Origin of the sequence: Shewanella fodinae (assembly GCF_014651955.1) — a bacterium.
GTDB lineage: Bacteria > Pseudomonadota > Gammaproteobacteria > Enterobacterales > Shewanellaceae > Shewanella > Shewanella fodinae.
Genome location: NZ_BMXW01000002.1, coordinates 292,073 through 314,254, shown reverse-complemented (window position 1 = coordinate 314,254; position 22,182 = coordinate 292,073). Strand labels below are relative to the sequence as shown.

General features: G+C 45.0%; 17 protein-coding genes, 3 tRNA genes and 1 pseudogene. 15 read left to right on the top strand and 6 right to left on the bottom strand.

Going from position 1 to position 22,182, the window contains the following annotated elements; genetic code table 11:
• Positions 1-42: 42 nt before the first annotated feature.
• A complete protein-coding gene (locus tag IE064_RS03630; RefSeq protein WP_189616470.1) occupies positions 43-1,098 on the top strand; it encodes an efflux RND transporter periplasmic adaptor subunit in 1,056 nt (351 codons plus the stop codon).
• Between the two features lie 15 nt (positions 1,099-1,113).
• Positions 1,114-4,206, top strand: coding sequence for an efflux RND transporter permease subunit (locus tag IE064_RS03625; RefSeq protein WP_189616469.1), 3,093 nt, complete (start codon positions 1,114-1,116; stop codon positions 4,204-4,206).
• Between the two features lie 49 nt (positions 4,207-4,255).
• Here IE064_RS03625 and gap read toward each other — a convergent pair whose 3' ends face one another.
• Together gap and IE064_RS03615 are read right to left on the bottom strand one after the other, a co-directional pair.
• Positions 4,256-5,266 carry a type I glyceraldehyde-3-phosphate dehydrogenase gene (gap, locus tag IE064_RS03620; protein ID WP_189616466.1) on the bottom strand — a complete coding sequence of 337 codons (1,011 nt, stop codon included), beginning with the start codon at positions 5,264-5,266 and terminating at the stop codon, positions 4,256-4,258.
• Between the two features lie 229 nt (positions 5,267-5,495).
• Entirely contained in the window at positions 5,496-6,374 is an 879-nt protein-coding gene (locus IE064_RS03615; RefSeq protein ID WP_189616459.1) for a DUF2989 domain-containing protein, read from the bottom strand.
• Positions 6,375-6,570: 196 nt separating this feature from the next.
• On the opposite strand from IE064_RS03615, the gene IE064_RS03610 reads away from it, so the two are divergent.
• The 4 genes from IE064_RS03610 to IE064_RS03595 all read left to right on the top strand — a co-directional run bounded on the left by IE064_RS03610 (position 6,571) and on the right by IE064_RS03595 (position 8,452).
• A complete protein-coding gene (locus IE064_RS03610) occupies positions 6,571-8,013 on the top strand; it encodes a glyceraldehyde-3-phosphate dehydrogenase (protein WP_133039223.1) in 1,443 nt (480 codons plus the stop codon).
• Between the two features lie 186 nt (positions 8,014-8,199).
• Positions 8,200-8,275: transfer RNA gene (locus tag IE064_RS03605), tRNA-Gly, on the top strand.
• Between the two features lie 5 nt (positions 8,276-8,280).
• Positions 8,281-8,354 (top strand) — tRNA-Cys (locus IE064_RS03600).
• Between the two features lie 11 nt (positions 8,355-8,365).
• Positions 8,366-8,452, top strand: a tRNA-Leu gene (locus IE064_RS03595).
• A gap of 109 nt (positions 8,453-8,561) precedes the next feature.
• Here the strand turns inward: IE064_RS03595 and IE064_RS18100 are convergent.
• Both IE064_RS18100 and IE064_RS03585 read right to left on the bottom strand, forming a co-directional pair.
• Complete coding sequence (locus IE064_RS18100; protein ID WP_229799842.1) at positions 8,562-9,062, bottom strand: site-specific integrase; 501 nt, start codon at positions 9,060-9,062, stop codon at positions 8,562-8,564.
• 9 nt (positions 9,063-9,071) lie between these two features.
• Positions 9,072-9,389, bottom strand: coding sequence for a hypothetical protein (locus IE064_RS03585; RefSeq protein ID WP_189616457.1), 318 nt, complete (start codon positions 9,387-9,389; stop codon positions 9,072-9,074).
• A gap of 327 nt (positions 9,390-9,716) precedes the next feature.
• Between IE064_RS03585 and IE064_RS03580 the strand changes: the two genes are divergently transcribed.
• Positions 9,717-11,819, top strand: coding sequence for a DUF2971 domain-containing protein (locus IE064_RS03580; protein ID WP_189616455.1), 2,103 nt, complete (start codon positions 9,717-9,719; stop codon positions 11,817-11,819).
• Positions 11,820-11,824: 5 nt separating this feature from the next.
• On the opposite strand, the pseudogene IE064_RS03575 reads toward IE064_RS03580, so the two are convergent.
• Positions 11,825-12,034, bottom strand: a pseudogene (locus IE064_RS03575) (S24 family peptidase); the annotation flags it as partial.
• Between the two features lie 229 nt (positions 12,035-12,263).
• Between IE064_RS03575 and IE064_RS03570 the strand changes: the two are divergent.
• From IE064_RS03570 to IE064_RS03545, 6 genes are all read left to right on the top strand, one after another.
• On the top strand, positions 12,264-13,169 hold the full coding sequence (locus IE064_RS03570) for a hypothetical protein (protein WP_189616452.1): 906 nt from the start codon (positions 12,264-12,266) through the stop codon (positions 13,167-13,169).
• Positions 13,170-13,178: 9 nt separating this feature from the next.
• Positions 13,179-13,370 (top strand): hypothetical protein, encoded by a 192-nt coding sequence (locus tag IE064_RS03565; protein ID WP_189616450.1) that lies wholly within the window; start codon positions 13,179-13,181, stop codon positions 13,368-13,370.
• Between the two features lie 572 nt (positions 13,371-13,942).
• Positions 13,943-15,496 carry a methyl-accepting chemotaxis protein gene (locus tag IE064_RS03560; protein WP_189616448.1) on the top strand — a complete coding sequence of 518 codons (1,554 nt, stop codon included), beginning with the start codon at positions 13,943-13,945 and terminating at the stop codon, positions 15,494-15,496.
• 96 nt (positions 15,497-15,592) lie between these two features.
• Complete coding sequence (locus tag IE064_RS03555) at positions 15,593-16,375, top strand: CLCA_X family protein (protein ID WP_189616446.1); 783 nt, start codon at positions 15,593-15,595, stop codon at positions 16,373-16,375.
• 153 nt (positions 16,376-16,528) lie between these two features.
• The gene (locus IE064_RS03550) at positions 16,529-17,218 is read left to right on the top strand and encodes an SDR family oxidoreductase (RefSeq protein WP_189616444.1); all 690 of its coding nucleotides are present in this window, start codon (positions 16,529-16,531) and stop codon (positions 17,216-17,218) included.
• 628 nt (positions 17,219-17,846) lie between these two features.
• Positions 17,847-18,116: a hypothetical protein gene (locus IE064_RS03545; RefSeq protein WP_133039207.1), complete on the top strand. Its 270-nt coding sequence runs from the start codon at positions 17,847-17,849 to the stop codon at positions 18,114-18,116.
• A 9-nt stretch (positions 18,117-18,125) separates the two neighbouring features.
• Here the strand turns inward: IE064_RS03545 and dgt are convergent, their stop codons facing one another.
• Positions 18,126-19,577: a dGTPase gene (gene dgt, locus IE064_RS03540; protein ID WP_189616442.1), complete on the bottom strand. Its 1,452-nt coding sequence runs from the start codon at positions 19,575-19,577 to the stop codon at positions 18,126-18,128.
• A 130-nt stretch (positions 19,578-19,707) separates the two neighbouring features.
• Between dgt and IE064_RS03535 the strand changes: the two genes are divergently transcribed.
• Both IE064_RS03535 and IE064_RS03530 read left to right on the top strand, forming a co-directional pair.
• Positions 19,708-20,175, top strand: a complete 468-nt coding sequence (locus IE064_RS03535; protein WP_189616440.1) for a hypothetical protein — start codon at positions 19,708-19,710, stop codon at positions 20,173-20,175.
• A gap of 110 nt (positions 20,176-20,285) precedes the next feature.
• A complete protein-coding gene (locus IE064_RS03530; RefSeq protein ID WP_189616438.1) occupies positions 20,286-22,076 on the top strand; it encodes a DUF885 domain-containing protein in 1,791 nt (596 codons plus the stop codon).
• Positions 22,077-22,182: the final 106 nt, after the last annotated feature.

Genomic DNA, 22,182 nt, shown 5'->3' with positions numbered 1-22,182 from the left:
CTCGTTACAGTCTACGGGCTAGCGTCATAAGCTGGGGTTCCGATGAAAAAACTGCTGTTACTGTTAGTTGTCATATCCATATTGCTGGCAGTCTGGTGGCGCTTAGACCGTACGCCGCAAGCGCTAAGCAGTGCAGATCAGCATATAGCGGAAGTTGTGGTGTATCACGCATCGACTCAACCAATACGAGATGAAGTCGAGGCTCTTGGGAGTGTCAGCGCCAACGAAGCTGTGGTCGTTACGCCTATTGTAAGCGACCTCGTCACCGCGATTTATTTCAACGATGGTGACATGGTGAAGGCCGGACAGCTGTTAGTACAGCTAAACGATGCACAGCAGCGGGCGCAGTTACAACAAGCGCAAGTACAGCTAGCTGAAAGTCGCCGAGAACTGAAGAGAATCCAGGGACTCGTGGATAGTCACACCATTGCCGCTTCTGAGCAGGATCGCTTACAAACGCTGATAGACAGTGCCCTTGCTCAAGTAGCGGCAGCCAATGCCGCTGTGAATGATCGACAGATCCGGGCGCCATTTGCGGGGCGCTTAGGCATGCGACAGATTTCCCTTGGGAGTTTAGTGACGCCAGGAATGGAGATCACCACATTAGATGACATCGCCACCATCAAGCTGGATTTCCCAGTGCCAGAGCGGTTTATCCAGCAGCTACAACCGGGCAAGCTGGTGGAAGCGTCCGCGGTAGCTTATGACAGTAAGGTTTTCAATGGTGAAGTGATAACTATCGACAGTCGCGTTAATCCTGAAACTCGAGCCATCACTGTTAGGGCGAAGTTGCCAAACCCTGATGCCAAATTGCTTCCAGGAATGTTGATGAAAGTGCGGCTCATCAAACAAGACCGACAGGCAATATTGTTACCTGAGTCCGCCATTGTACCTGTTCAGCAAAAGCATCAAGTGTATGTGGTAACAGATGAAAATACAGCAAGCCGCCGTGAAGTAACGATAGGGCAGAGAACTCACGGCTGGGTGGAGATCATTGATGGTGTGACGGCTGGTGAGCAAGTGATTGTCAGAGGCTTAATGAAAGTCCGCGAAGGTCAGTTGCTGCGCGTGAAAAGCGCTGAAAGTTTCAGTCAATAGCGGCGGGCCAATAACATGATACTTCCCGATATTTCAGTAAAACGTCCCGTATTTGCATCCGTTATCAGCCTACTGCTTATCGCCTTTGGGCTGGTGTCATTTGATAAGTTGCCACTGCGGGAATACCCCAATATCGATCCGCCCATCGTTGCCATTGATACCAACTATCGCGGTGCCAGTGCCGCCGTGGTAGAAAGCCGCATCACCCAATTGGTGGAAGATCGTATCAGTGGTATTGAAGGCATTCGTCATATCAGTTCCTCTAGCCGCGATGGCCGCTCTTCTGTAGTCCTTGAGTTTGATATCAACCGTGATATTGAAGCTGCTGCCAATGACGTCCGAGATCGGGTTTCAGGTTTACTCAACAATCTACCAGAAGAAGCCGACCCACCCGAAGTACAAAAGGCCAATGGTGGTGATGAAGTGATTATGTGGTTGAATCTGGTGTCGGAGCAATTATCTACCATTCAACTTACTGATTATGCAAGGCGTTATCTGACAGACCGTTTCTCCGTGATTGATGGTATTGCTACCATCCGTATCGGTGGTGGCAAAGTTTACGCGATGCGAGTCTGGCTAGATCGCCAAGCGTTGGCGGCAAGGCAACTGACTGTCGCAGATGTTGAAGCGGCGCTACGCGCTGAAAACGTTGAATTACCGGCAGGCTCAATTGAATCAGCAGAGCGCCACTTTACCGTGCGGGTTGAGCGCGGTTTTCTGACCGAAAAAGATTTTTCCAGATTGGTTATCCATCGTGGTGACGACGGTTATCTAGTGACGTTGGGGGACGTGGCCCGTGTGGAACTCGGTTCGGAAGAAGACCGGATCATGTTCCGTGGTAATGGTGAAGCCATGATCGGACTGGGAGTGTCCAAACAATCAACGGCTAATACACTGGAGGTCGCAAGAGCGGTAAATGAATTAGTTGATCAGATAAACCCTACGTTGCCGCAGGGAATGCAGATCAAACGCTCCTACGATAGCTCGGTATTTATCGAATCCTCCATCAATGAAGTCTATCAAACCCTGTTTATTGCCGTGGTGTTGGTCATTATCGTTATCTATGTGTTTCTCGGCAGTGTTCGCGCAATGTTGGTGCCCGCACTAGCAGTACCAGTCTCTCTGCTGGCAACCTTTATCGTGCTATATGCCCTGGGATATACCATTAATTTACTGACGCTGCTGGCATTAATTTTGGCTATCGGCATGGTGGTCGATGATGCGATTGTGATGTTGGAGAATATTCATCGGCGCATAGAAGCGGGAGAACCACCGCTGAAGGCCGCTTATCTGGGCGCTAGGGAAGTCGCTTTCGCCGTCATTGCGACCACGGCGGTACTGGTATCCGTGTTCATGCCTATCAGCTTCCTAGAAGGGGACCTAGGTAAGTTATTCAAGGAGTTTGCGGTGACTATGAGTGCGGCGGTAATTTTTTCTTCACTCGTAGCACTAACGCTAAGCCCCATGATGTGCTCCAAAGTACTAAAACCCGCAACTCAAGACACGGCGCTGATGCGTTATGTTGATGGCGCAATGACCAAACTTGGACATGTCTATCAGGCCAGTCTTGAACGCGCTTTTGCAAAACCGTTACTCACAACAGTATTCGTGGGGCTGGCATTTATCGGCAGTGGCTTCTTGTTGAAGCTGATCCCGCAAGAATTTGCGCCGCAGGAAGACCGTGGCTCACTGTTTTTGATGGTCAATGGGCCGGAAGGCGCCAGCTACAGTTACATCGCCGAATATATGGATGACATTGAGCGGCGACTGATGCCGTTAGTGGACAATGGTGAAATCAAACGCTTGCTGGTACGCGCGCCACGTGGATGGGGAGGCAATGCTAACTTCTCAAATGGCATGGCCATTATCGTGCTTAATGACTGGTCGCAACGCCGTCCAGCGAAGGCCATTGTGGCGGATATCAACCGTCGTCTTAAAGAGCTCTCGGGTATTCGCGCCTTTCCGGTGATGCGTCAGGCATTTGGTCGCGGAGTCAATAAACCGGTGCAATTTGTGCTGGGTGGTCCTACCTATGCCGAATTGGCCCAATGGCGAGACATCCTGATGCAAAAAGCTGCGGATAATCCAGGACTTTCCGGGCTGGATTTTGATTACAAAGAAACCAAGCCACAGCTCAGGGTGGTGATTGATAAAGATCGTGCCGCAGATTTAGGGGTTTCGAATGCGCAAATCGGTCGTACGCTGGAATCTATGCTGGGGTCACGGCTGGTGACGACTTTTATGCGAGATGGTGAGGAGTATGATGTCGTCATTGAAGGGGAGCGCCAGCAACAGAATACCCCCAGTGATATGCAGAACATCTATGTGCGCTCAGAACGCAGCGGCGCGCTGATCCCGTTGTCCAATTTGGTGACCATCGAAGAATTCGCTGATGCCAGTGAATTGAATCGCTACAATCGGATGCGCGCCATTACGATAGAGGCCAGCCTTAACGATGGCTATTCACTAGGTGAAGCACTGGAATATTTCAACGATCTGGTACAACAACATCTGCCTGCCGAGGCGGTGATCAGTTATAAGGGGCAATCGTTGGATTATCAGGAGTCAGGTAGCTCCATGTATTTTGTGTTTATACTGGCTTTGGGAATAGTATTTTTAGTGTTGGCGGCGCAGTTTGAAAGTTATATTCATCCATTAGTGATTATGCTGACGGTACCGTTGGCAATCTCGGGGGCGCTTGTGGGGTTATGGCTCACGGCGCAGAGCCTCAACATTTACAGTCAAATTGGCATCATTATGCTGGTTGGTCTGGCGGCCAAAAATGGCATTTTAATCGTGGAATTTGCCAATCAGTTACGTGACCGCGGGATCACTTTTCAGGAAGCGATTATGCGAGCATCGCGTCAACGCTTACGACCTATTCTGATGACCGGGATTACTACCGCGGCGGGAGCCGTGCCTTTGGTGATGGCTTCAGGTGCTGGAGCTGAAACCCGGTTTGTGATTGGTGTTGTGGTGTTATTCGGCATCTTGTTGGCGACAGTGTTGACGCTGCTGGTGATCCCGGTGGCGTATGTTATCCTCGCGCACCACTCGGGTTCTCCGTTAGCTGTGACACAACAGCTTGAGCGGCAGCTCGCGGAATAACGCCATAAAAAAGACCTGCATTGGCAGGTCTTTTTCGTCTATTCGGCCATTACTTGGCGTTCATCAAGGCGACAGCGTTGTCCAGCATACGATTGCTGAAGCCCCATTCGTTATCGTACCAAGACATCACTTTAATGAGTCGGCCATTTACCCGTGTTTGGGTGGCATCAAAGTTAGATGAATAGGGATTGTGGTTAAAATCAATCGATACCAGTGGTTCTGTATTGATTGCTAGCACTTCATTCATGGGGGATTGCAGGGAGGCTTGAACAATAATGTCGTTCACTTCCTCAACGGTGGTGTCTCGGGAAGCGATAAATGAGAGATCAACCAGTGAGACATTCACGGTTGGTACTCTGACCGCTAACCCATCAAATTTGCCCTGTAACGCTGGAACCACCAATCCCACAGCGGCAGCCGCCCCTGTTTTAGTCGGGATCATTGATAAAGCAGCTGCTCGTGCGCGGCGTACATCTTTATGGTAAACGTCAGTCAAACGCTGGTCATTGGTATAGGAATGAATGGTTGTCATTAAACCAGATTCAATGCCCAGTGCATCGTTCAGCGGTTTAGCAATAGGGGCCAGACAGTTGGTGGTGCAGGAAGCGTTGGATATCACGGTCATATCGGCGCGGAGTACCTGATTGTTAACACCGTAAACCACCGTGGCATCAACATTTTTACCAGGAGCAGAAATAATCACTTTTTTGGCTCCGGCATTAAGGTGTGGTTGAGCACTCTCTTTGCTGGTAAAAATGCCAGTGCATTCAAATACCACATCTATTTTGAGTTGCGCCCAGGGCAGGTTATTGGGATCACGTTCTGAAAAAGTCAAAATTTTATCACCATTAACATAAATGGCCTGGTCATCATGTTCGACTTTAGCGTTAAAACGCCCATGTACTGAGTCATATTTAGTGAGATGAGCATTGATACTGGCGTCACCCAGATCGTTAATGGCCACAATCTCAATTGGATAGTCTTTGTCACTTTCGTATAACGCCCGCAGTATGTTGCGTCCGATGCGACCATAACCGTTAATAGCTACGCGGATAGTCATAAAATATCCCTCAGGTTTCGATATGATTTGGTAATAAAATTACAAAACTGCATGGTTTAGTCAAGTTAAACCAGGACGAAAGCGATAATCCGCCTTTTTTATGAACAAATTTAGTTGATGCGTTCAAAAATTGAAAAATAATTATGTTGGAGTAACTGAGGTGGCAGGTATCTTGCCTGTTGCTGTGACGCCTATAACTGCAACCACAACTCCATCACTGCACTATCTTTCACGACTTAACGGGGTCTGTATGTTGGGTTTGATTGATTGCCGTCTGTGCTGCGACTGCTAATCTTCGCGGCCAGTCGCTATCGGGGTAGGCACCATTACGTAACGCGTCCGCCAGTTCCTCTGCCTGCTCATTGAGTTGTTTTAGCCGAATTTTAGTACTTACGAGCGCATTGAGTTTTTCTTCATTGGCCGGATTGTTACTTAATAGCAAATTAGCTCTAGACATCAGATAGTTTTGCTCCGGTAAGCCTAATTGCATAAATGCCTGCCCGGCCCCTAAGAGCCAATCGCTGTTAAACGTCTCCTCTGAGGCTCCTTTCATCGCATCCAGATATAACGTGAGTGCTTTGCTGCTATCTCGTTTCAGGTAATATCCACCAAGCGCAGCGAGGATTTCTGGTGTATGGATCTGTTGCTGTTTTTCGGCTGTTAATAGAATTTCCAGTGCGGATTCATCACCTAAGCGGCTCCAGTGATAAAACGCAAGTAGAGGATCTTTACTGTTTTTAGTCTGCTCTTGCAGTGCTGTGAGCGCTTGTGAACTCATGGTATAGGCACGGGCACGATCATTACTGCGTTCTGGATGTTCAATGTGTTTCACTCCAGAACCTAACCAGACACAGTTGTTATAGCGCTCAGTGTCCAGCATTAAGCGGTAAAGCTGCTCACCTGTTGCCGTCGAAGCGTTTTTTACCTCGAGTCGATCATTGACCAACGCTGTTCGCTGGGCGCGACACCAGCCATCTTTATGCAAATCAGTACAAATTTCGGGATTATTCTTACAGATTTTGGCCGTGGGAGTGAGTCTTTCGCAACCACTTAGCAGGATTATGAAAGAAAATGATGTAATTATTACAAAATTCCGTATTAACAACATTATTTCTCCCTGAAAAATATAATAAAATTACAAAGTTATTCAGAATTCCGGACTGGCCTGTACCGCAAGATTTCTTTAAAATAGCGCCGACCAAAAACGATGGCACTGATGTCATTGTTCTGATTATTGGTCGTTTCTATTTGTTACTCAATCATTTCCTGTCATTTTTGGAGATTGGGACCTAAAGGATCTGTAAATGAGCGCTGATAAATACCTGCAAAGTTGGCAAGAACGTTTTGAATTGGCTGAAGCCATGCAGCCGATGCTGGGTAAACTGTACCGTAATCAGGGCGTTGAAGTAGTGGTGTACGGCAAACCACTGTTGAACGCTTCCACAATCGATATTATTAAAGCCCATCGTCTGGTAAGACGGCATGTCGGTGAAAAACTGCGTCTGCGGGAAAGTTTTCCATTTCTGGAAGCGCTCAGCAAATTGCCGGTGAGACAGTGCAAAGTGGATATCGGTAAGTTGGCGGTTAAGTACTGGGCCAACAATACCGGCACTGAAGCGATTGAACGTTATATGAAAGAAGAACTGGCAGAAGCTATTGCGTGCCAGGATGAAGTAGAACCGCGCAACGTAGTACTTTACGGCTTCGGTCGTATCGGCCGTTTGTTGGCGCGCTTGCTGATTGAGCGTACTGGTCGCAGTAACAAACTGCGTCTGCGGGCAATTGTATTGCGCGGTGGCCGTCCGGGGGATCTGGAAAAACGTGCCAGTTTACTGCGCCGGGATTCAGTGCATGGTCCGTTTAACGGCTCTGTAGAAGTCGATGAAGAAAATAACGCCATTATTGCCAACGGTACCTATATCCAGGTGATTTATGCTAATTCTCCAGACGAAGTGGATTACACCAAATATGGTATCGACAACGCATTAGTGGTTGATAACACTGGCATCTGGAAAGACGAAGCCGGGCTTGGTCAACATCTGAAATGCCCTGGTGCTGCCAAAGTGCTGTTAACAGCACCGGCGAAAGGTGCTATCAAGAATGTTGTATACGGTGTTAATGACAACGATATTCTGCCAGAAGATATTATTGTTTCTGCCGCTAGTTGCACTACCAATGCAATTACGCCGGTCTTGAAAGCAGTAAATGATAAATATCACATCGTCAATGGACACGTCGAAACCATCCACTCTTATACCAACGATCAAAACCTGATCGACAACTACCACAAAGCCGATCGTCGCGGACGCAGTGCACCACTCAACATGGTGATCACTGAAACCGGCGCCGCTAAAGCGGTTGCTAAAGCGTTGCCAGTGTTAGCTGGTAAGTTGACTGGCAACGCTATTCGCGTGCCAACGCCAAACGTTTCATTGGCAATATTGAGCCTCAATCTTGAAACCGATACCAGCAAAGAAGATATGAACGAATATCTCAAAGGTGTTGCGTTGCATTCTGCACTGCAGAACCAGATCGACTTTACTGAATCGCATGAGATTGTTTCCAGCGATTTAGTCGGCTCACGTTATGCGGGCGTGGTCGATTCTCAGGCGACCATTGCCGATGGCAACCGTGCGATTTTGTATGTCTGGTATGACAATGAATTCGGTTATAGCTGCCAGGTGGTTGGCGTTATGCGCAAAATGCTGGGGCTGGAATTTGTTAGCCTGCCGAAGATAGACGAGTAATGCAGAATAAGGCAAACATGGAGGTTTGCCTAAATAGCGAATGCGCGGGAAAATCAATCAATTGGACAAATTGCCAGCATCTGATTCAGCATTGCTTTAAAATGCCCAATTGGCGATTGACTCCCTTCGTTAAATAGGTAGAATGCCAACCGCAGTCGGGGCAAAACCTCCGGCAGCGATAGGAATGCGACATTAGCTCAGTTGGTAGAGCGATACCTTGCCAAGGTATAGGTCACCGGTTCGAACCCGGTATGTCGCTCCAAAAAAGGCGCGATGGCAGAGTGGTCATGCAGCGGATTGCAAATCCGTGGACCTCGGTTCGACTCCGGGTCGCGCCTCCATTTATCGATGAGCCCGAGTGGTGGAATCGGTAGACACAAGGGATTTAAAATCCCTCGCTGGTTACAGCGTGCCGGTTCAAGTCCGGCCTCGGGTACCACCTACTTATCGATAATAATTAAGAGGTTAGCTTAAACGGCTTACCTCTTTTTTTATGCCTTAAATTCGCTTGCCGAACATTTTCCGAAGATGATTTCCGAAGATAAATGCTATTTTTTATGGCCTTCAACGGAATCAACGATCTTTGTTTTACGATCATATCTAGCCGTTTGACCAACTGATTTATGACTTGAGATGGCTTGCTTCTCTTGCACCGTTCCATCGATATCCAAAATGCCGTTGGCTTTAAGATTTTGAAAGGTGAAGTCTAAGAGTTGGGTGGCTAACTGCTGTGGCGGTACGCCAATGGCTTTGGCCATAGCCAACACGAACGTCTCGTCTTGGTAGTCAAAGCTTATGCGGTTATCAAACCAGTTAATGAGTCCACCAAAGCAGGGGTAGTCGTCGCACTCACTTGGTGTTAAGTTCACATAACGCGATGTTTGTGCGTGTATTTCCCAACAGTTCTGGCATGTTTTAAAACTGGCGGGTTCGCCATCCCATACGCCTGACGTAAACGTGTATTTTTCACACTGCTTGATGGTGTTATGGCACTCGCAGCACTTGTGCGGTTTACGAGCAGTGCGAATGCGTGTTGATTGGTAGTCCATATCAGCCTCCTACGCGATTGCGTGGCTGAATAGCGGGTGAATGGCGGCAGCATGATGGCTACTGCGCCAGAGGGTGGCTTGGTAATTACTGCCGTTTACGCGCAGAACGAATGAAGGCCCCAATTCGCCAGCACGATTGACATACAATTTGTCGATAGCTGGCTTGGGTGGTATTAAACGATTCAACTCTGCGACGCGTTGCTGTACCCGCGGGCAGTCCATTGGATTGCGGTGTTTGGTCGTCAAGCAGGCAAAGCGCAGTGACACTAACAAGGGGTGTTCGGCGCGTTCCTTGGCGGTGCTTGGGTTGGTGGTCAGAATTGGCATTTAAATTTTCATATTAAGTAAAATTAAGTGTAGGTTAGGAAAACATAAGTACACTGCCAATATAAAAGTTACATTAATCAAAAAGATCAATGTTGAGACTATTTCAGTTTTGGTTTAAACGTAAATAACATGATGAAATTTGAGAATTTTATGTTTATTTGATGGTGAGAAATAGATGGACGATAAATTCATAATAGACAACCTAAGGAATAAAAGGTTTTCAAACTTAGAGTTTTTATACCGTTATTTGGATGATTTCACAAATAACGCCTATCTGGGTTTTTTTATTTTTTACAATATCTAAAAAATGAGTCGACTGATGTTACATTGAAAAGAATTATTGATGAAAATGGTTCAGAATCAAATGCCTATTGTTATTTAGGTAATGTAGCATTTAAAATATTTAATACATTTGAACTTCTTCATATCCCCTATGATTATTATCAATTTTCAATAAAACTTGACTCGGAAAATATTGAAGCGCATTGGGGCATTTTTAATACTGGACATGATATAGTATCATTACTCGTTTGTATAAAACTGCTTTATAAATCAGGTAATAAAAAATCAATAGGCACTAGGTTAACTAATGCTTATTATATAACCAGAAATTTAAATACGCTTGAAAAAGATGATATGCTTTTTTTAAAAGAAGTATTGGAAGATGATGATGTAGAATGTCATTACAAATATGAATATTTGATTTCTATATATTTTTACTTAGGTGAATCAGATAAATCTATTGAGTTAATGGAATCTGTTAAATATGTTTCAGTTTTTGTAATAAAGGAAATGTTCAACTCTGGTGCAATAGATAAAAAATATGCTTTATCTAAATTATTTGATTTCGAAATATCAATATTTTTTGAAGACGATTATGAGCAAATTTTCCAAGAGTTTTTTTATCGTTACTCACTTTGTGAGGAGAAAGAGAAAGTTGTATCATCGGTGATCTCAAGTGCATTTAAGGCAAAAAGGTTTGATTCTGTCATTTCAATTTGTAACGAAAATCAATTAAATAAAATACTTGCCGATAATAAATTATATTTGATTTTCTATATTTCTAATTTATTTGTAATGAATGAAGATATTGATTTAGATGTATTAGCTAAAATTAAGGGGATTAACTCTCGCGATAATGAAGTAAAAATTTTAAGAAAAATATTTCTATTGAAGAAAAATATAAATTTAATATCAAGGCAGTTAGAACGTGATGAAGAGTTAGATTGCGATATTGAGCATTATGTAAGTTATATTGATTCTAAGTCTATTTTAGATAGTTCAGCAATGAATAATCATTTTTTATATGCTGATCTAAGTGACGAGCTAAAAAACTTAGAGATGATTTGGAATGCAAAATTTTATCGAAGAAGATTTGATGAAAGCAAAACTATGTTTCTAAATGGAGGCTTTGATGAAAAATCATTTATGGAGCTTGTATCTTATAGCGTAGAGTGTTCAGAATTCAGTTATTTAATTGACATCATAAAAGATTTACACTCAAAAATTAAACCAACAATGACTACATTAAATGCATTGGGAGTTGCATATCAGAGACTAGGAAAGTTAAAAGAAGCTTTTAAAGAATACGAACATGCAATCGAATTAATGATTAAGTTTAATCAGAAAAATCACGTTGTAATTGGAAACTATATAGAAACATCAAAGCTATTATCCAATGTTTCTATTTCAAAAGATAAAGTAGGAAATCTCAAAAAACTTTTCAATGACGATATATCTAATCATTTTAAGTGGAATACATTTATTGCTAACAGGAGAAGTACTCTATTTAAATATTCATATTTTAATATTAATACAATTGATTCATTGATTAATGGATATTTTTATTTATCTTCTAGGGAACAATTAAATGATCCTGTAGAAATGCCAACTCTTGAACGTATAGGAGGTGAAAACTTAATAGATTCTGATTATAAGATATGTTCATTTTCAAACAATATAAACTCAATGCTTATGTGGTCGCATTATGCTGATGAGCATAAAGGTATTTTAGTGGAATATTGGTTTGGAGGGGAATTTCCCGATGGATTTGGTATTGATAAAGTTACCTATTCTGATGAGTTTATCAGGAATAGAGAGCGAGACCTTTATGTTTTTAATCAATACTTATTGACAAAAAACAGTGATTGGAGCTACGAAAATGAAGTCAGAATTTTTTCATGTAAATCAAATAAAGTTAATTACGAGAATTACACCTATCCAAATGTTGATAGAGAAAAGATAAATGCTAAAATTTGCAGCATTACTTTAGGTTATAAATTTCCAAGTCATAAAAAAGACTTGGTTTGTAAAATAATTAACTCTATGAATCAAATTAGAAAAACAAATGAAGATAAAGTTGTTTTAAAAGAGGCATACATGGATGAGGGAGATCACTTTGCTCTGAAATATAGAATTGTAGATATTTGAGAGTGTCAAATAAGTACTGAATACCAAGACACTCGTCCAATAACAATAATCACTTTCACTTGGTCGTCGTTATAGCTTTCATCAGGATATTCATCTTGGTTATAGCTGCGTAGGCGTAGGCCATTGCCAGGCAGGGTATACAGCAATTTAACACGCAACATACCATCGTGATTGATGGCATACATTTTTCCATAGACAATGGCTTTACGTGACGAAAACAGATGTTGTTCAGATGGTTACGCATTAAATTTCTTCCGACACAGGGGAGAATGCAAAACATCAGTTCCCGCTTATCTTCTTAGCTCAACGTTCTCGCTCTGCGTTGCCGCGTTTCACTTTAGATGCATTTCCTGTTTGTCCCCAATAGTCTCAAAACCACTATTTTACTTTTTAATAACATTTGACTAGGATTTGTTCGGGATACGCCGATGCCAAGGAACGGGAATGAAACTGCTACGACTCTTGCCACTAGTGTTAATCACCACAGGTTGCACCTCGCTGGGGATCACTGAACAAAAAACCATGAAACTTGAGCTGTCGGCACTCAGTAAGACGGACGCCCCAGGGCTAGAAGTCGCCTCATTACCTGCACAACTGCGCAATGTTTATATCTGGACCAAGAGCAATGGCGAGAAGGTTGTTTGTTCTGAACCTGTACCGGATGTTGCGGCGTCAACAACGTTCAAGGCGACAGCCGAAGCCGTGAATAATCTTACTGCTGTAGTGAGTCAGGCGCTGGAGTATCAGATTGAGCGAGACAGAAGTTTAAGCCGTAATTCAACAGCAGAAGATGGTAGCGCGGCATCTGGCAGCAGTGGGGCAACCGGTTCAAATGATTTTTCCACCAATAACAGTGTGAACAACACCCTAAGCCAGACCCTGAAACTGGGGATGGAAACAACCAGTACTATGGTGAATCTTGGTGGCCGTAATGACCTAGTGTTGCTGTCCCGCGAAATGCTGTTTTCCAACTGCATGTTGGCTGCTAATGGTTTCACCGGTAAACCAACGGATGCAGAATTGCCAACCAGTGAAGCTCAAGCGAATATCAAACAAATTATAACTGTCATAAGCGAAATGGTGACAGCCGACAGATTGAAAGCTGAAGCCAAAGCTAATGAGGCTAAAGCTGCAGAGAATACCGCTGCTGCAGCTAAGGCAAAGGCGGAAGAAAGCCTCAAGAAGACTCAAGCAAGCACCAACAGCGCTTTGTTAGCAACCTACACCGCGAGTTTGGACAAACAGCTAGCGGCCTGTAAGACGGCGGCGGGCACAGACAAGGTGAAGCTATCGACATGCCAAACTCAGTACAACGAAGACCTAAAAGCGTTACAGGAAGGGTTCAAATAGGAGGAACACATGGGAGACAGTGAATTTGGTAAATTTTTGCTCGCCAATAAAAATAATTTACCCATCTTGCTCAACGGCTCGACAGTGAGTGCCCAGATCCTCGGTGTGGATGGCGATATGGTAACGCTTTTGGCAAGTCCAAGCGGTGGTAACTCTGTTCGTCTAACTCTGCACTATACCAACATTGTGGTGATCAGCTAACGGTTTTGTTGAGTCAGTCAAACGGGGTTGTATGCTTATTGATTTATAGGCCCGTTATGTTGATTTAAAAACGACGCTGTATAAATAAAACAGCCGCTGGTAGCAGCATAAGCTCTATTTAACAGCCAAAATCTACGGCGAACATACAGTGATAATACTTTAACGTTGTTGGTGCTTATAGCCGCCTCGGCAACGGCGGGGCGAGCATAAACGGATTTATATCTTTATTGCTCGAGCAGCCAATGCCCGTCCACTAGCGCCAAAAATTGAATGGGTAGAGTAGGCGCTGTTTTTGAAGTGTCCTAATCGCGCCATTATGTTCAATAATTAGTCAGTTGAAGCAATGGTCGTAATTTCCTTTAGCCAAGTGTTAAATAAAAATCTACATTAGGCGATGATTATAAATCATCGAGCAATGCATTATTGATTCTTAAGTAATCCCGGATTCAATAAAAAATAAAATGATTTACTACAAAAAGTTGAAGGTCACGAAAGTTGGCTAATACTTATGATACCTGTGTAATCGCTAATTGCTGGATTCCCTCAGCGGAGTTCAAGGGACTGAAACCTCTATGCGAAAAAATTTACCTGTCACCGACCGAGAGCGCACATTCAGTGAAAATCAGAAGCTGATTTCTGTTACTGATCTTAATGGCACTATTACTGAATGTAATCATGCTTTTGTTGATATCAGTGGTTACAGCAAAGAAGAGCTGATAGGCCAGCCTCATAATCTCGTCCGTCATCCAGATATGCCAGCAGAGGCTTTCCGTAATATGTGGGAATACCTCAAGCAGGGAAAGCCTTGGATGGGAATTGTCAAAAATCGCTGCAAAAATGGCGATTTTTACTGGGTAAATGCGTATGTCACCCCGATGACAGAAAATGGGAAAATAGTTGGGTTTCAATCAGTAAGAACTAAAGCTAAACCCCAGGATATTGAACGTTGTAATGCGTTATATCGACGTTTGAATGCTGGTAAAGGGTTGCAGCGTCAGCGTTTGCTTGGTGTTGAAAACGTGTTTATCACGGCCGCTATTACCGTTTGTACCTTGCTATATTTTTCTGGATATAGCAATTTTTCAGAATCCTTTCTAACGCTCTCTTTTATCATCTACGCCATCTTAGTTACTGTGTCGAAAAAGCAGATATACACCAATTTAATGGAAATGCTGGAGGGCGGTTTCAGAGATCCATTGGCAGTGCAAAGTTATACCGACCAGCGCAATCTGCTGGGCGCAATCAAAGTTGCGATTCTCAGTGAACGGGCCCACCTTAACACCGTTTTGACGCGGATGGACCATGCCGCTACTGTCATGGTGAATGAAACAGACGCGTCTGTTCATCTCACTGAACGCTCAGAGCAAACACTGGATAGGCAACATCAGGAAACGGAACAGGTCGCAACGGCCATGAACCAAATGACGACAACGATTACCGAAGTGTCTCGTCATGTGTCCGAGACTACTGAGCGGGTAAGAAAATCCACCACACTTGCCAGTGAGGCCAAAGCGGTTGCCATAAAAACCAGTGATGCGATTGAAGAGCTACGGGTGGCGGTTGACAACATTTCGGAGTCGGTTGCCAGCGTGTCGGAGCAAACAGACAAAATTGCGTCTGTTGCACAGATAATCCAGCAGATTGCAGAACAAACTAATCTACTGGCGTTGAATGCCGCTATTGAGGCCGCACGGGCAGGAGAACAGGGGCGCGGTTTTGCGGTGGTTGCCGATGAAGTGCGCTCTTTAGCAAGTCGGACTCAGGAATCGACCAAAGAAATACACGCCATTATAAAAGAGTTGGCAGACCGCGCTGGGGTGGCCGTAACGGTTGCCCAGCAAGGGCAGGGGAAAGCCCAGATAGGTTTAGATCGGGTGAAAGACAGTGAGAATCTGTTGTGCGGTATCGCTTCTGAATTAAGCAGTATTTCCAACATGGCGGTGCAAATGGCGGCTGCAGTAGAAGAACAAGCACATGTATCGGAAGATATTAATCACCAGATCAACAATATATCGGTGATGGCTCGCAGCTGTCAGGAAGATGCAGAAGGTGCGTCTTCTCGTATCCATAACCTGAAGAAAATTGCCGGCAATTTGGTGGAAGTGGTACAGCGATTTGCGCGCTAGACTTTGATTTGGGGACGGCAGGTGACGACTGCCTTTTCTCAAGTTAGGTAACTATGCCATCATACAGCCATTAGTTTCTCTGAGGCCGATTGCCATTTGTTAGTCCATAGTCGTTACGTTCGTCAGGGCCCAGATTACCGTTTGGGAGAGCCAAAGACGTTTCTCGATGTCCGCGATACTTTTGGCTTCGCCGCTGTTAGAGTCGGGCGCTGGGTGTCTGATGAAGAGTCTGCGATTGCGGCAAATTTGGTGTTTGATTCGTTAGCGGATTTAGCGTTTATTCTCAATATCCCTCCGGCAACACTAGGCTTGCGACAATCACTTAATCTGGATTTTGGCATTGGTGGGCGTAAAGGTGTGCAGGCGCATTATGCTCCGGCTAATCGTACTCTCGCGCTGGCGAAAAATGCGGGGGCCGGCGCTTTGGCACATGAATTCTGGCATGCACTGGATCATCATTTAGCATTGGCTGCGTTTGCTGATGACAGTGACATTTCGCCTATCAGTTTTGCCAGTGAACTCTGGCTGCAAGATATAAAGTTAAAATCACATCCTCTGAATCAGGCGTTAGCACAGCTATTTCAACAGGTGTTATTGAACCGTGATGGCTCGGATGCCAGCCACTATGTTTCACGCGCCATCAAGCTGGATCAAGCACGTGGCACTTATTATTTTTCCCGTCCAACAGAGTTAATGGCGCGCGCCTTTGAAAGTGCGATTGAGCACTGTGCTGAGGTGCGTAATCAATATTTAGTTTCTGGTACTCGTTCGGTCGAAGCATCAGCCAGCGGTGCATATCCTGAGAATGGACATTTAACACAGATTTTTGGCGCTATCCGAGAGTATTTCAGGATGCTTGGACAAGCAGTGGCTAGGTGAATGCTAAGCACTTCACGAAGCTGCAAATTATTGCCGCAATACCCAGACATCAACGGTTGACCGAGATGTCGCTGCTATCACACAATGTGTTAGACATGCTTAAAAAAGGAAATATCAGCGATAGCAATCTGGCTTCGCTGCGCGGGAGAATACATGCCACAACTGTTGATCACCGGTGCTAATCGCGGCATTGGTTTAGCCTTAACCGAATTATATCTGGCATCTGGCTGGGATGTGGTTGCCTGTTGCCGCGATCCTTCCCAAGCCGATGACTTGCTCTATTTGATCAGTGACAATCCAGGGCTTGAGGTTTATCAACTGGATGTCACAGATTACGATGGACTGGCAGCGCTGGCGCGGGAACTCGATGACCGTCCTATTGATTTATTAATCAATAATGCGGGTTATTACGGCCCTAACGCCGTGTTGCTTGGAGATATTCCGGTGGAAGAATGGCGCAAGGTGCTAGAGATTAATACCATTGCACCGCTAAAAGTGACCGAGGCTTTTTTACCACAGTTACGGGGGGCGAAGGGAACCGTAGCCTGCATCAGCTCAAAGATGGGCAGTATTGAGGAAAATCATAGCGGTGGCAGTTATCTTTATCGATCTTCCAAGGCGGCACTGAATGCTGTGAATAAAAGTTTGGCACTGGATCTGTCCCCCGATGCGATAACAGCCGTCGTAATCCATCCAGGCTGGGTGCGTACCGATATGGGTGGTCCACACGGTTTGATAGATGCAGCTACTTCAGCCCAGGGTATCAAGGCTCTGTTAGATCGTTTAACCCCTCAAGACAGCGGTAAATTTTTTGATTACCAAGGTCGGCAACTTGCTTGGTAGCCTTAATCAGTTGAGCAGCGCAACAGTGCTCATCAATGCTGCTGAGATGGGCAGTTCCAGCAACAGTGTCAAGTGATGAGTGTAATTGACATGTGTAGCCGATAGGCTCATTACTTCATTAATTGTGGGATGAGTGTGGGTTGACTAGTGCCGGACATTACTTCACTTAACGGGTTAATTAAATTCTGCTTTAAACTGGCAAGGTACACCTTATCTCCGGCGTCGATTATCTGCTTGAATTAAATAAACTATAGTTTTTCTGCAGTTGGTAACTGAGCAACAACAAACTTGTATCAAATATAGTGAACCAATAGTTTTTAACATCCTGAAAAATATAAACCAATTATAAGGATAAACTTAATTACTAATAAATTTGGATGTTAAACCCCCATTGTTGGTTAAATTTGCTACAATAACCAGTCTGATTTGGTCGTTACAAAGATAATAGTGGTGACGGTCATATCGTTAGAGCCTTCCCGGTTGCAATATTTTGATCCCCTGTGTTTTTAGCGTAAGGGTTGTTGTGTACTGCTGGAATTGGGCTCGCGGATGCCAATTTGGCAAGAGTGTCAGGCCCATCAGGACCTGCATAGATGTCAGAAAACAGATTCGGGAGGTAAAGTAAAAAATGAGTATTTCTGACTTATCCCAAGAACACCCTGCATTGATCCATACTGAACACTGCACTGTGCTGTCACATACTCAACGGGATCAAGGGGAATGGGTACAACACACGTTGATGCTTAAAAACTATGAAACACCATTTCGTTTTCGACGTCCCAAAAAATATCGTAGTCTGAAAGGGGCGCAAGTTACGCTGGATTACTATCCACAAACCACCTTAGTGGCCGGTTTTGAAGTGGAAACCATGCGAGTTGTGCGCATTCGCCGCAGCTGATACTTGGTGTCACGCCAACGCCATCAATAGCCGATATTCATCTAAAGCAAATTCGTCTGTCATGCCGCTGATATAGTCCTGTATCAGTCGGCAGCGATGGTAAAACTCGGGTAATTGCCGTTCACCAACAGCGCGTTTGTATGTAGCCAAATGCTTGAGCGGCAATCGTTTCAACAGCCTGTGTTCAATAAGGTATTGCTGTCCATTGCCTTCTAGCATTTCCGTAAATTGTGCTTCCTGTAAACACAGTAAAGGACGATAGCAGTCCAGCAGCGTTGTCACTATGCGATAGCCTCTAAGCTCCATCTGTTCCACTTCTTTATGACTGAATACGTTACGTATAGCGACCTGCTTCAGCGTTTCAGTAATTGCATGCTGATAGCCTTTGTCTTCTAACAGTGGTTGGTTGAAATCACCACGAAATACCGCTTCAAGATTATCGATAAAGCGTTGCGCAGCATGTTCTACCAGCGGATGAATTAACTTGACCCGTAAAAAGGTGAAGAACTGACTCTGGGGATTGATGGCGCTTTTGGCGGCGGCGTCTGCGGCATACTGGATAGCATGTTCCATGAACAACAGACGTTGGTTGGGCAGAGACATTTGCTGACATTGCTGCTGATACTCGGTAATTAGCAGCTGTTGTAGCAGTGAGAGGGAAATGACATCTTTTTCCACAGCATCTTCAATATCTGCTAAACAATAAGAAATATCATCAGCGGCCTCCATGATATAGCTTACGGGATGGCGGTTACCTAACGTCATTCCCAGTGCTTGGCACACATCGCTGACTACGCCAGTCTCGCTGGCATAGTAACCAACCTTTTTCATTAAATAGGATTTATCCTCGGGACGCGCAGATTTAGGTAATGTGCCGCAACGAGTGTACTTCAGGACCCCGGCCAATTGACTGTAGGTCAGATTAAGTCCCAGCAGCGTGTGCATCAATCGTAGCCCTTGGGCGTTACCTTCAAAGTGGCAGATATCCAGACAGAGCTCTTGCTGTAATTGGAAGTCAATTGGCGCGATATCAGCCAAGTGCTGGCTAAACCAATGGCTAATGGCCGCTTCACCGAAATGTCCGAAAGGGGGATTGCCCACATCGTGCATCAGACACGCCATCTCGACCAAGGTTTCCAATGGCCTTGCCATACCATCCAGTCCAATATCGGTTAACGCCACGCCTTGTTGGTCTAGGGAATCAAATATTTTTTGTACAATAAACCGCCCAGTTTGCTGTACCTCGAGTGAATGGGTTAATCGGCTGCGAACGGCGGCGTTGCGTTCTAGCGGAAACACTTGTGTTTTCTGCTGTAAACGGCGGATAGCGGCTGAATTGATGATGCGTCCACGGTCACTTTCATAGGCGCGTTGCAACGTCGCGCGATCGCCATTGCTATTATGCTGGCTATTATAAGGACGGGCCAAAGTGATACGTTTGGAAAAATCGATATCTGCCATAACAATTCCGGTTAATAGTTATCTTGCTGATCTATAGACAAAAGATAATTCACGCTAAAGTGCTCAGTCTAAATCAATCTGTGGTATTGTCACAGCGCCTTATTTTTACAGTGTTTTCTGGAGCATATAGATGTCAAAAACCATTGTTATCGCCCTCGTCGTGATCGGCCTAGTAATTCTGGGATTGTTTGGCTGGCAGCATCAGCAGGCAAAACAACTACCATTAGCCGGTAGTTGGAGCAGTGGCTGTATTGTGGACGGCAGTAAGAGCAAGGAATTTATCATGGAATTTGGTAAAGATACTTACCGTAGTAATGCCAAGTTATATGACAATACTCAGTGTCAGGCGCCTAGCATCAGCGAATATCACGGCAGTGCTTACGCTGAGGTCGCAGATGCCCATCTGCAGACGTGTGATGGGGCAGAGGCCATTATGCTCACGCTGTATTGGGATGATAAAACGCAACCTAAGCCTTTAGTGCTACAACATACAGCTGATAACAAGCTGATGACCGGATTTCCGCAAGAAAAATCTAGCGACGGTAAAAGTGCTTGGTGCATAGACAAGTCCACGGTTTACTCCCCGCTTGCCAAATAGGTTGAACGCTAAACTGTAACAAACTGTGATATGTGGCGATTTTGAGCTGCAATCAGCCACATCTCGTGGTTAACTCGGACGCAACAAACCGCAAGGAAGGAATGATAATAATGAAAAAACTGCTATTGCCATTGACCATTGCGTTGGCGTTAGGTGGCCTAAACGCCTGTCAGTCGCAGCCGAGTCCCGAAGCCAAAGGAAATCAGCTAATCACGGCCATAAAAACCGAACAAAATCAGCAGTTCCAGCGTTTCAGTCAGCAATTTATCGATGAATTCTGGAAACAAGCACCGACGTATGCACTTTACAGTGGTTATCACAAATATGACGCCACATTGGAGATCCCAGATGCCGCCAGTCGCACTGCGATTCTGGCGTTTATCGCCAAATACCAGGGATTGTTAACAGCATTTGATACCGACGCATTAACGCCAGCGAACCTGATTGATTATCGCTTGATTGAAAATCAGCTGGCCAGTAGCAAATGGGAAATCAACGATTTCAAATCTTGGCAGTGGGATCCATCCAACTACAATGTCGCAGGCGGGTTTGCGCAGATCATCAATGAAAATTATGCGCCACAGGATGAACGCCTGCGTTCCGTATTAGCTCGGCTAGAAAATGTGCCAGCTTATTATCAGGCCGCCAAGGCCAATATCAGCCATCCAACGCTGGAACACACACAACTTGCCATCTTGCAGAATCAGGGCGCTTTTTCGGTTTTGTCAGATGACTTGCAAAAGACGGTGGCTGATTCGTCACTTTCAGACGCGGAAAAGCAGTTATTCAATCAGCGGTTGAGCGCTGCCAAAACGGCAATCAATGATTACATCAGTTTTTTACAAAACCTTGAAGGCCAATTGCAACAACAGGGGGCTAGAAGCTTTCGTATTGGTGAAAAACTTTATGAGCAAAAGTTTGCCTATGATATTCAGTCGGGTATGACTGCTAAAGAGCTGTACGAAAAAGCCTTATCCGATAAGGAAAAAGTGCAACGGGAGATGGCAAAGCTCACCGATAAGTTATGGTCAAAATATTTCACATCAGCCAAACCTGCAGATGAAAAACTAGCCATCCGCCAGCTTATCGACAAGTTATCTGTTAACCACGTCAAACGCGAGAATTTCGTCGATGAAGTCAGGAAGCAGTTGCCACAATTAATCCAATTTGTGAATGACCACCATCTGGTGACGCTGGATAAAGATAAGCCATTGGTGGTACGTGAAACACCTGCTTATTTTGGTGGCGTCGCGGGCGCGTCAGTTAGTGCACCAGGGCCTTATGATAAAGGTGGTAATACCTATTACAACGTGACACCTCTTGATGGCATGTCTGAGGCGGCTGCAGAAAGTTATTTACGAGAATACAACCACTGGGTGCTGCAGATCCTCAACATCCACGAGGCAATTCCCGGCCATTATGCACAGTTGGTGTACGCCAATAAGTCTCCAAGTTTGATCAAAAGTTTGTTCGGTAACGGTGCCATGATTGAAGGCTGGGCGGTATATGCCGAACGTATGATGCTGGAAGAGGGCTACGGCAACTTTGAACCCGAATTGTGGTTGATGTACTACAAATGGAATTTGCGAGTGATCTGCAACACCATTCTGGATTACAGTATTCAGGTTAAGGGAATGACCAAAGAACAAGCCATGACGTTAATGACGCAGGAGGCGTTCCAGCAGCAGGCCGAGGCCGAAGGTAAGTGGCGCAGGGCGACATTGAGCCAGGTTCAGCTAACCAGTTATTATGCTGGCTTCCGCGCTATCTATGATTTGCGTGATGAAATCAAAGCGAAGGAAGGTAAGCAATTCAACTTGGAACAGTTTAATGAACAGTTCCTCAGCTATGGCAGCGCACCGGTAAAATATATCCGGCAGTTGATGTTACAGCAAAAGTAACGGTGATTTATAACAGGGAAAGGCAGTATTCACTGCCTTTTTTATTGCCTTATACCTCAGTTGCTATGCATTTAATCTAATACCGATTTGGTTTATCCTAGGGCGG